This is a genomic window from Dechloromonas hankyongensis (assembly GCF_022012295.1).
GTDB classification, from domain to species: Bacteria; Pseudomonadota; Gammaproteobacteria; order Burkholderiales; family Rhodocyclaceae; genus Azonexus; species Azonexus hankyongensis.
The window spans coordinates 1,527,233-1,538,294 of sequence record NZ_JAKLTN010000001.1 but is presented as its reverse complement, the minus strand read 5'-3'; the positions used below and the strand labels follow the sequence as shown (position 1 = coordinate 1,538,294).

Annotated in this window: 10 protein-coding genes; 4 read left to right on the top strand and 6 right to left on the bottom strand. The window is 63.0% G+C overall.

Features of this window, described 5'->3' with window-relative positions; genetic code table 11:
• Nucleotides 1-7: 7 nt before the first annotated feature.
• From carA to LZ012_RS07290, 4 genes are all read right to left on the bottom strand, one after another.
• On the bottom strand, nt 8-1,156 hold the full coding sequence (gene carA / locus LZ012_RS07305) for a glutamine-hydrolyzing carbamoyl-phosphate synthase small subunit (protein ID WP_275709649.1): 1,149 nt from the start codon (nt 1,154-1,156) through the stop codon (nt 8-10).
• A gap of 121 nt (nt 1,157-1,277) precedes the next feature.
• Nucleotides 1,278-3,833 (bottom strand): response regulator, encoded by a 2,556-nt coding sequence (locus LZ012_RS07300; protein WP_275709107.1) that lies wholly within the window; start codon nt 3,831-3,833, stop codon nt 1,278-1,280.
• Between the two features lie 5 nt (nt 3,834-3,838).
• Nucleotides 3,839-4,645, bottom strand: coding sequence for a 4-hydroxy-tetrahydrodipicolinate reductase (dapB, locus tag LZ012_RS07295; protein ID WP_275709105.1), 807 nt, complete (start codon nt 4,643-4,645; stop codon nt 3,839-3,841).
• Complete coding sequence (locus LZ012_RS07290; protein ID WP_275709103.1) at nt 4,646-5,131, bottom strand: outer membrane protein assembly factor BamE; 486 nt, start codon at nt 5,129-5,131, stop codon at nt 4,646-4,648. It lies immediately after the preceding gene.
• A 94-nt stretch (nt 5,132-5,225) separates the two neighbouring features.
• Here LZ012_RS07290 and fur point away from each other — a divergent pair, with 94 nt between their 5' ends.
• Nucleotides 5,226-5,648: a ferric iron uptake transcriptional regulator gene (gene fur / locus LZ012_RS07285; protein ID WP_275709101.1), complete on the top strand. Its 423-nt coding sequence runs from the start codon at nt 5,226-5,228 to the stop codon at nt 5,646-5,648.
• A gap of 9 nt (nt 5,649-5,657) precedes the next feature.
• Nucleotides 5,658-6,263 carry a TMEM165/GDT1 family protein gene (locus LZ012_RS07280; protein ID WP_275709099.1) on the top strand — a complete coding sequence of 202 codons (606 nt, stop codon included), beginning with the start codon at nt 5,658-5,660 and terminating at the stop codon, nt 6,261-6,263.
• 21 nt (nt 6,264-6,284) lie between these two features.
• Here the strand turns inward: LZ012_RS07280 and recN are convergent, their stop codons facing one another.
• On the bottom strand, nt 6,285-7,949 hold the full coding sequence (gene recN, locus LZ012_RS07275) for a DNA repair protein RecN (RefSeq protein WP_275709097.1): 1,665 nt from the start codon (nt 7,947-7,949) through the stop codon (nt 6,285-6,287).
• Nucleotides 7,949-8,878 carry an NAD kinase gene (locus LZ012_RS07270; protein ID WP_275709095.1) on the bottom strand — a complete coding sequence of 310 codons (930 nt, stop codon included), beginning with the start codon at nt 8,876-8,878 and terminating at the stop codon, nt 7,949-7,951. The genes recN and LZ012_RS07270 overlap by 1 nt, the downstream gene beginning before the upstream one ends.
• A 47-nt stretch (nt 8,879-8,925) precedes the next feature.
• On the opposite strand from LZ012_RS07270, the gene hrcA reads away from it, so the two are divergent.
• Both hrcA and hemH read left to right on the top strand, forming a co-directional pair.
• Nucleotides 8,926-9,954, top strand: coding sequence for a heat-inducible transcriptional repressor HrcA (hrcA, locus tag LZ012_RS07265; protein ID WP_275709093.1), 1,029 nt, complete (start codon nt 8,926-8,928; stop codon nt 9,952-9,954).
• The gene (gene hemH, locus LZ012_RS07260; protein WP_275709091.1) at nt 9,954-11,057 is read left to right on the top strand and encodes a ferrochelatase; all 1,104 of its coding nucleotides are present in this window, start codon (nt 9,954-9,956) and stop codon (nt 11,055-11,057) included. The genes hrcA and hemH overlap by 1 nt, the downstream gene beginning before the upstream one ends.
• Nucleotides 11,058-11,062 lie beyond the last annotated feature (5 nt).

Here is an 11,062-nt window from a genome sequence, read left to right as displayed (position 1 = left end):
TCTCGCCTTATTGCGCCGGCTGCAGCGCGGCAACGCCACGGCTCATGGCATCGAGGAAGCGGTCAAACAGGTAGGCCACGTCGTGCGGCCCCGGGCTGGCTTCCGGATGGCCCTGGAAGGAGAAGGCCGGCACGTCGGTGCGGGCGATGCCTTGCAGGGAACCGTCGAACAGCGAAACGTGGGTAACCCGCAGGTTAGCCGGCAGCGAATCGATATCGGCAGCAAAGCCATGGTTCTGGCTGGTGATCAGCACTTGACCGCTATCCAGATCCTTGACCGGGTGGTTGGCGCCGTGGTGGCCGAATTTCATTTTCGCCGTCTTGGCGCCGGAGGCCAGAGCCAGCAATTGATGGCCGAGGCAGATGCCGAAGGTCGGGATGCCACGGTCGAGGAATTCACGGATGGCGGCAATCGCGTAATCGCACGGCTCCGGATCGCCGGGGCCGTTGGACAGGAAGACGCCGTCCGGCTTCATGGCCAGCACGTCGGCGGCCGGCGTCTGGGCCGGCACCACGGTCAGGCGGCAACCACGCTCGGCCAGCATGCGCAGGATGTTGCGCTTGACGCCGAAGTCGTAGGCGACGACATGGAAGCGTGGTTCAGCGGCAGCCCGGTAGCCCTTCAGCGTCCATTCGGCTTCGGTCCACGGATAGCTTTCTTTGGCCGAAACCACCTTGGCCAGATCCATGCCGGCCAAGCCCGGGAAGGCGCGCGCCATGGCCAGCGCCTTGGACTCGTCAACCTCACCGGCCAGAATGCAACCAGCCTGGGCGCCCTTCTCGCGAAGGATGCGAGTCAGCTTGCGTGTATCGATGCCGGCAATAGCGACGATACCGTGTTTTTTCAGGTAGGACGATAGATCATCCTGGGTACGCCAATTGGACGCGACCAAGGGCAGGTCGCGGATGACCAGGCCGGCAGCGTAGTTGGCATTGGATTCAAAATCCTCCGCATTGCAACCGGTGTTGCCGATATGCGGGTAGGTCAGGGTGACGATCTGACGGCAATAGGACGGATCGGTAAGGATTTCCTGATAGCCGGACATGGCGGTGTTGAACACCACTTCGCCACTGGTTACGCCATCAGCGCCGATGGATTGGCCCTTGAAAACCGTTCCGTCGGCGAGGGCGAGAATGGCGGGTATGAATGAGGGCAGCAGTGACACGTCGGCTCTCCAAAATTTCTGCTTATCATGTGCCAAGCGGGAAGGCTTGCGCCTCCCCGCTTGTGCTTTTTAACCTTACTATTCTAGCCGAAAAGAGCCTTTTCAGGCAAATTCAAGGGATTACACGTGTCTCGACGTAACGTGCAAAAGTCGGCTTGATGACATTCATTTCATCGAGCAAAGCCCCGTAAAGCCGATGGCAGGCGGGCCAATCGACATTCTCCACATCCAGCGTCGCCTGCTCGATTTCCATCGCCCTCCGTCGGGCATGTTCGGCATGGAACATGGCCAGCAAGCTCTTCAGGGTATGGGCGTGCATACGGGTTTCATGAGAACTGGTGGCATCGATCGACGAGCGCAGGCGCGCCAGGTGAGCGTCCCATTCGCCCAGCAGCATGCCGGCCATGGTGGCAAACAGCTCGGGCTCGCCGATATCCTCCAAGGCCGCCCCGAGATTAAGCTGTGTCGAGACACCAACGGGGGGGGCGCCCAACTCGGGCAAGTCCACCTCCCTGCCCCGCCCTTCAGCCCGGGCTAGGGCGGCATAAAGTTCTTCGGAGCGTAGCGGCTTGGCCACGTAGTCGTCCATGCCGGCATCAAGACAGCGCTCGCGATCGGAAGCCATGACATTGGCCGTCATGGCGATGATATAGACAGGCCGATATTCGTGGGAAACCACCCAGCTGCGACGCATTTCACGCGAACGGATGGCCTCCGTCGCCTCCTCGCCGCCCATGACCGGCATCTGCATGTCCATCAGGATCACGTCGAAATGCCCACTATCGAACAGATCGACCGCCTCTGCGCCGTTGTTGGCAATCGTCACCTGATGTGACTGACGTTCGAGCAGGCGCTTGGCCAACTCCTGATTGACCGGACTGTCTTCGACCAACAAGACATTCAACTTAGCCTTGGCACCAGCCACACCACTGGAGTCGGCGTCGGACAATACGAAATCGTCGAGCACCAACTCGTCACCCCCCTCGGTCAAGGCCAACGCATCAGCGAGATCCGCACCGCCGACCGGCTTGACCAGATGGGCCGAGACACCCAACTCCCTGGCCAGCGCCAGATCCTGCCGCTGGTTCTCGGTGGTCAGCATCAGAATCAACTTTTCCTTGCGCCCCGACTTGTTCCAGGCTTCGGCCAGCGCAAAACCTGCCGGCGCCTCCATATTGGCGTCGAGCACGATGTAGTCGTAGGGAAAGTCGACTCCGCGGCTGCGCTCGATGGCGGCCACAGCCGTCGCCCCGTCGGCCGACAGCGATGCCTGCACACCCAACTGCTCGAGCAAATGCACCAGGTAACGTCCGACGGTCGCATTGTCATCGATGATCAGGGCACGCCGCCCTTGGTAGGGAGCCACCCCCGAGTGCTCGGCGAGCGCCGCTTCGACGCCGAAACGCCCGGTAAAGGAAAATATAGAGCCCTGAGCCGGCACACTCTCCAGCCAGATCTTGCCATCCATCAACTGGACCAAGCGGGCGCAGATCGCCAGGCCGAGGCCCGTGCCGCCGAAACGCCGGGTGGTCGACACGTCCGCCTGGGAAAAGGCCTCGAAAATGGCCTGCTGCTTGTCGGCAGGAACCCCCATGCCGGTGTCGCGAATCGAAAAACGCAGAAATACCGAATGCTCGGTGCGCTGATCGACCTCGACGCGGATGACCACCTCGCCTCGGTCGGTAAATTTGATGGCATTGCCGATCAGGTTGATGATCACCTGACGCAGGCGTGTCGGGTCGCCAACAACGCGCGGCGGCACGTCCGGCCGGACATCGGCGATCAGTTCGAGGCCCTTTTTGTGCGCGCTGACTGCTAGAACGCGCACCGCCTCGAGGACGATATCCTGGAGTGAAAAAGCCAGCGACTCGAACTCCATCTTGCCGGCCTCGATTTTCGAAAAATCGAGAATGTCATTCACGATGGTCAGCAGCGCCTCGGCCGACGACTTCACGGTCTTCAGATAATGGCGCTGCTCGGCGTCAAGGTCGGTATCGAGGGCCAGTTCGGTCATGCCGATAATACCGTTCATCGGCGTTCGGACTTCGTGGCTCATATTGGCCAGGAAGGCGCCACGCGCCCGGTTGGCCGCCTCGGCGGCCTCCTTGGCCCCAATCAGCGCGGCCTCGGCAGCCTTGATCTCGCTGATGTCGCGCTGCAAGATCAACACCCGGACAGGATTGCCGTCCGCATCGCGCGCAGCGACCGCCCCGCGCAGCATGCACCAGCGCCACTGCCCATCGCGCGCCTTGAAGCGGCATTCTGACTGGAACAACCCCTCCTGATTCTTGAGGTGCGCATCGATCCGGGTCTGCAAGACCCGGAGGTCCTCGGGATGGACCATGCGCTGCCATTGGGCGATCGAATTATCAAGATCGCCCTCGGCATAACCGAGCATTTCCTTCCACTGCCGCCCGGAGTCGATATTGCCTGTACCAAGATTCCAGTCGGTCAGCGCATCGCCGGACAACCGGGCATACCAGCCGCTGAGATTGAGCCCGGCGTAGGCACGGTAAGAGGAATCGACAACCCCGAGCAGCTTGTCAAAACCATCGGCTAGGCCATCCAGTTGGGCCGCCCGAGCCTGCTCGAGCAACTGGCGAAACCGCGGCTCGCCTTCGCCACCAAAGATTTCCTGAAGCTGTTTCGCCAGCAGCTTGGATTTCATACAGGCTAGCGCAAGCCTAGAACGTCCTGCATATCGAACAATCCGTTCTTGCGACCGGCCATAAAGCGGGCGGCGCGCAGGCTGCCCAGCGCATACGGCATGCGGCTGCTGGCTTTGTGCGTGATTTCGACGCGTTCGCCGATACCGCAGAACATCACCGTATGGTCGCCGACGATATCGCCGCCGCGCACGGTGGCAAAGCCGATGGTCGATGGGTCGCGCTCGCCGGTCACACCTTCGCGGCCGTAGATGGCGCACTCTTCCAGATCGCGTCCCAGTGCGGCTGCGACCACCTCACCCATGCGCAGTGCCGTACCGGACGGCGCATCGATCTTCATGCGATGGTGGGCTTCGACCACTTCTATGTCGTAGCCCTGGTTCATGATGCGCGCCGCCATGTCGAGCAGCTTGAAGACGACATTGACGCCCACCGCCATGTTCGGCGCAAAAACAACCGGAATATCCTTGGCCGCCTCGGCAATGGTCGCCTTGTCGTCCGCTTCGAAGCCGGTCGTGCCGATCACCATGCCGACCCCGGCCTGGCGGCACAACTCGAGATGGGCCAGCGTGCCTTGCGGGCGGGTAAAGTCGATCAGCACATCGATATGCTTCAGCCCAGCCGCCACGTCGTCGGTGACGACGACATCCGAGGCAAGGCCGGCCAGTTCGCCGGCATTCTTACCGATGGCCGGACTGCCCGGCACGTCGAAAGCGGCGCCGAGCACGACGCCCTCGCCCTTGAGGGTTGCTTCGACCAGCATACGGCCCATGCGGCCGCCGGCACCTACGATGCCAATACGTGTTGCGTTCATTTACTGGAATCCAAACATGCTCAAAAAGCGCTGGAAATAACCCGGCTCCTGGCGCGGCGGCAGGGGCTTGTTGGCTGCCTCCCCGGACAGGGAGCCCAGATCGACCAGGCGGCTCTTGTTGACCGGCGCCGTCAGTTCGCTGGTTTCAGCCACGTCAACATCGCCACCGACGCGCTCCAGACGCCCGTCGGCATCGAAGAAGACGACGAATTTGCGCGACTCGACCTTGCCGGTCTGCCCGTTGCGGTAGCTATAGACGTAATCCCAGCGCTGCTGGTGGAAAATATCGGCAACCATCGGCGTGCCGAGCACGAAACGCACCTGATCGCGGGTTTGCCCCGGTTTCAACTGGGCAACCATCTCCTGCGTCAGGACATTGCCTTGCTGGATATCGATCTTGTATTCGTTGATAAAGCCCGGCTTCCAAGAACAGGCGGCGATAAGCACACAGGAGAGAGCAAGGAGCGTAAGTCGGGAACGGCGCATTCGGAATTCCGGGTTTTTGAATCGGCTTTGAAGCGGTATATCATACCCGAAATCGGCATCTCGCCCTGACAGAACTATTTCCGGAATCCCTGCAATGACCGATCCGCAAAGCCTCAAGAATATGGGGCTGAAAGCTACATTCCCCCGACTGAAGATTCTCGAACTGTTCGAGAAAAGCACCCAGCGGCACATGACGGCCGAAGATGTCTATCGCATGCTGCTTGCCGAAAATATGGATATCGGACTGGCCACCGTCTATCGCGTGCTGACCCAGTTCGAACAGGCAGGCCTGCTCGAACGCCATTTCTTCGAATCCGGCAAAGCGGTATTCGAAGTCAATCGCGGCAAGCACCACGACCACCTGGTCTGCGTCGAATGCGGCAAGGTCGAAGAATTCTACGACCCCGAAATCGAGAAGCGCCAGAATGCGGTGGCCGAGGAACGTGGCTTCACGATTCAGGATCACGCCCTGTATATCTACGGCCGTTGCGCCGGCTGCGGCAGCAAGAAAGCCTAATCCCCGACCATGCCCGATTTCGTTGCTGCACATGCGGCGGCTTGGCTGTCTTCGGCCGGAGCGACCTATTTACTGATCGCCCTGGCCGAATTCGGCGACAAAAGCCAGCTCGTGTGCATGACGCTGGCCGCCCGCCATCGCGGCCTGCCGGTGGTCATCGGGGCGGTCGCCGCATTCGCCATCCTCAACCTGCTCGCGGTGCTGTTCGGCGCCGCGGTCGCTGCCTGGCTGCCGGAATGGGCGGTAACCCTGGCCGTCGCCATGCTCTTCGCTTTTTTCGGCGTGCAGGCCCTGCGCTTCGAGGAGGAGGACGATGATGAGGAAATCGAGGAAAAGCCCGGCCACGGCATCGTCGCGACCACTTTTCTGATGATTTTTGTCGCCGAATTTGGCGACAAGACGCAGATTGCCGTCGCCGGCATGGGCAGCGCTGCGGCGCCCGCCGCCACCTGGGTCGGCGCCACGCTGGCCCTGGCCACGACATCGGTGCTCGGCGTCTATGCCGGCCGGCGCTTTCTGCAGCGGCTGCCGCTGAACTGGATACACCGCGTCAGCGGAGTATTTTTCCTGGTGCTGGCGCTGCTCGCCGCACTGCGCCTGTTCGGCCTGATCTGATTTTGGGTCGCGGCTGGCCGCTCAGGCCAGAACCCGGAGGTTCAGCAGTTCCCGGGCATGCTGCAAGGTGATGTCGGTGATTTCGACACCACCGAGCATACGGGCGATTTCCTGGACGCGGCCATCATCGTCTAGCGGCCGGATGGCACTCAGCGTCGCCCCATTGCGCGTCGCCTTGCTAACCTGCCACTGCCAGTTGGCCTGGGCCGCCACTTGCGGCAGATGGGTGACGCACAGCACCTGCCGCTCGCTGCCCAGTTCCCGCAACAGTCGACCGACGATTTCCGCCACGCCGCCGCCGATACCAACGTCGACTTCGTCGAAAATCAGGGTCGGCACGCTGGCCGAACGCGAGGTCAGCACCTGGATGGCCAGGCTGATACGCGACAACTCGCCGCCCGAGGCAACCTTGGCCAGCGGTTTGGCTTCGTTGCCGGCCAGGCCGCCGATGCGGAACTCGACCTGCTCCAGACCATAGACGGCTCCACCCGCGACGGCCGGCAGGGCCACTTCGAAACGGCCGGAGGACAGGGCCAGCTGCCGCATCACTTCGCTGACCGCTTTGCCCATCTCGGCGGCAGCCTTCTTGCGCCCCGCCGACAGCTTGCCGGCCACCGACAGATAAGCCTGCTGCGCTGTCGCCACCTTGGCCTCCAGCGCCGCCAGATCAGCCGATTCGTCGAGTTCGGCCAGGCGCTGGCGCCAGCCAGCGAGCAGACCGGGCAGTTCCGGCGGCTGGACGCGGAATTTGCGGGCATTGGTCATCACCGCATCCATGCGGCGCTCGACTTCGGCCAGCCGGGACGGATCGAGATCGACGCGGTCGGCATAGCGGCGCAGGGTCGATACGGCTTCGGACAGCTCGGCCTGTACCGAACCGAGCAGTTCGGCCACTTCGGCCAGCGCCGGATCGTACTCGGCCAGACCGGCCAGGCGGTCGGCCACGCTGTCGATCTGCCGTTCGCACGCGGCATCGTCTTCAGCCAGCACGGCGAGCGCGTACTGCGCGCCCTCGATCAGGCTGGCGGCATGGCCCAGGCGACGGTGTTCGACATCGAGCGTCGCCCATTCGTCGTCGCCAAAGGCCAGTGCGTCGAGTTCGCCGATCTGCCATTGCAACTGCTCACGTTCGCGCTGCAGGGCCTCGACGCCCTCGCTGGCGCCGCGCAGGGCTTGTTCGGCATCGCGCCAGGTTTTCCACGCCACACCGACCTCACGCACCGTCGCCCCCAGCCCAGCGTGGGCATCGAGCAAGGCGCGCTGGGCATCGTTCCGCAGCAGCGACTGGTGGGCATGCTGGCCATGGATATCGACCAGCCATTCGCCGACTTCGCGCAACTGCTGGACGGTGGCCGGCGAACCGTTGATGTAGGCGCGCGAGCGGCCGCCGGCATCGACCACGCGGCGTAGCATCAGCTCATTGTCGGCATCGAGATCGTTGGCGGCCAGCCAGGCGGCGACCTCGGGCAAGGGGGCTACATCGAAGGTCGCCGCCACTTCGGCCCTGTCGCAGCCGGAACGGACCACGCCGGCGTCGGCCCGCTCGCCCAGAGCGAGGGCCAGTGCATCGATCAGGATCGATTTGCCGGCCCCGGTCTCCCCGGTCAATGCGCCGAAACCGTTGGAAAACTCGAGTTCCAGCCGGTCGACAATGACGAAATCCTTGATGGTCAGGTGCTGCAGCATCAGGGTCCTTTCGGCCGTTCGCTCCACTGCAGCTTCTGGCGCAGCATGGCGAAATAGCTGTAGCCCGGCGGGTGCAGGAAGCAGATGGTGTGTTCGGAGCGGCGCAGACGCACGCAATCGCCGGGCAACAGGTCGAGCGTGACCTGGCCGTCGAAGTGCACGCGCGGATCGTCGGCGGTGGCGATGCGCAGTTCGATATCGGTATTGTCGTTGACGATGATCGGCCGGTTGGTCAGCGCGTGCGGGCACAGCGGCACCAGCGCGATGCCGGTCAGCGTCGGATTGAGAATGGGGCCGCCGGCCGACATCGAATAGGCGGTCGACCCGGTCGGCGTCGACACGACCATGCCGTCCGCCCGCAGGTTGTAGATGAATTCGCCGTTGATGAACAACTCGAATTCGATCATCCGACCAATGGCGCCCTTGTCGATCACCACGTCGTTGAGCGCCATGTTGGAGGCGATTTCCTTGCCGTCGCGCGTCACCTCGGCCGCCAGCAGCATCCGGTTCTCCGGCGTGAAGCGGCCGTCGAGCAGGTCGTCCATGCAGGTCAGCATGTCATCGCGGGCAATGTCGGTCATGAAGCCGAGGCGCCCCTGGTTCACGCCGACCAGCGGCACGCAGTAGCGCGCCAGGCGGCGCGCCGCGTTGAGCATGGTGCCGTCGCCGCCAAGCACGATGGCAAGGTCGGCATGAGCGCCGATGTCGTTGAAGCCGCAGGTCACCCAGCGCGACAAATCGACTTTCTTGCCGATATTCTCGGAAGTTTCGCGTTCGATGAACACCGAGGCACCGCGCTCATAGAGGTATTCGGCCAGCCGGCGCAGCGACTCGGCAATCTCCTGGCTATGGTATTTGCCGACCAGCGCGATGGTCCGGGGAGAGCGATAGGATGTAAAGCCTCGGTTCATGGGGCTGAATTCTTGCATAAAAAACGGCTTGCAGCGCTGGCCCCGGTTTTTTGTACAATCCGGACATGCTTGATGAACGCGCCCGCACCCTGCTAAAGACACTGGTCGAACACTACATTGCCGACGGGCAACCGGTCGGTTCGCGTGCGCTGTCCAAGTTTTCCGGCCTCGATCTGTCGCCGGCCACTATCCGCAACGTGATGGCCGACCTCGAGGAGGCCGGCTTCGTGGCCAGCCCGCACACCTCGGCCGGCCGCGTGCCGACGGCCCGTGGTTACCGCTTGTTTGTCGACAGCCTGCTCACCGTGCAGCCGATGGAAGCCCGGCAGATGGGCCAGATGGAAGAGGCACTGCATGGCCGTCCGTCCAGCCAGATCATTGCCAGCGCCTCGCAACTGCTGTCCAGCCTGACGCATTTTGCCGGCGTCGTCATCGCACCGCGCCGGCCAAGCAGCCGCATCCGGCAGATCGAATTCCTCAGCCTGTCGGAAAAGCGCATTTTGCTCATCATCGTCACCGCCGACGGCGACGTGCAGAACCGCATCATTTCGACCGACAAGGCCTACACGCCGGCCGAACTGGTCAGCGCCGCCAACTACCTGACGCAGAATTTCGCCGGGCTCGATTTCGAACAGATGCGCCTGCGCCTATCGGCCGAAATCCGGCAGTTGCGCGACGACATCAAGCCGCTGATGACCCTCGCCCTCGAGGCGGGCGATGCGGCGATGACCGAAAGCGCCACGCCTTACGTCATTTCCGGCGAAAGGAACCTGCTCGATGTCGAGGAACTGTCGTCGAATATGAAACGGCTGCGCGAACTGTTCGACCTGTTCGAGCAGCGCTCCAGCCTGATGCGCCTGCTCGACGTCTCGAACAGCGCCGAAGGCGTGCAGATCTTCATCGGCGGCGAATCGGGCATCGCCCCGCTCGACGAATGCAGCGTCATCGCCGCACCCTACGCCGTCGACGGCCAGGTGGTCGGCTCGGTCGGCGTCATCGGCCCGACCCGCATGGCCTACGAGCGCGTCATCCCCATCGTCGATATCACCGCCCGCCTGCTGTCCAGCGCCCTTTCCACCAAATCGGATAACTGATGTCCCGTTTTCTTGCGGAACCGCCGCACCATCACGGCACCCCGGCGACTACCGCCGTCGTCCTCGTCAACCTCGGCACCCCGGATGCGCCGACCGCCCCGGCCCTCAAGCGCTACCTCAAGGAATTCCTATCCGATCCGCGCGTCGTCGAGATCCCCAAGCCGCTGTGGTGGCTGATCCTGAACGGCATCATCCTCAACCTGCGTCCGAAGAAATCGGCCGCCAAGTACGCCACAGTCTGGATGCCCGAAGGTTCGCCGCTGCGTGTGCATACCGAGCGCCAAGCCAAGCTGCTCAAGGGCCTGCTCGGCCAGCGCGGCCACCAACTGACCGTCACCTGGGCGATGCGCTACGGTTCGCCGTCCATTCCCGATGTCCTCGCCCACCTGAAGGCCCAGGGTGCCAGCCGCATCCTGATTGTGCCGATGTACCCGCAATACGCCGCCAGCACGACTGCAACCGTGGGCGACGCCTGTTCGGCCTGGCTGCTGCGGACCCGCAACCAGCCCGAGATGCGCTTCGTGCGTAATTTTCACGACCAGGATGGTTATCTGGCAGCGCTCGAGAAATCGGTCCGCCGGCACTGGCAGGTCATCGGCGCACTCGGCGACAACGATCGCCTGCTCATCAGTTTCCACGGCCTACCCAAGCGCAGCCTCGATCTCGGTGACCCCTACTTCTGCGAATGCCAGAAGACCGGGCGCCTGCTCGCCGAACGCCTGAACCTGAAGCCGGAACAATTCCAGATCTGCTTCCAGTCGCGGTTCGGGAAGGCTGAATGGCTGCAACCCTACACCGCGCCGACCCTGCACCAATGGGGAACGCAGGGAATTCGCCGCGTTGACGTGCTGTGCCCCGGCTTTGTTGCCGATTGCCTGGAAACGCTGGAGGAAATCGCCCAGGAAGGCCGTGACGATTTCCTGGAGGCGGGCGGCAAGGAATACCACTACATTCCGGCGCTCAACGAAGACGACGCCTGGATCAAGGCCCTGGCCGACCTGGCCGAACAGCACCTGGCCGGCTGGCCAACCCGGACGGCCGTCGATCCGCAGGCTTTGGAAACCAGCGCCGGCCAGGCCATCAAGCTCGGCGCCCGCGCTTAACCCGG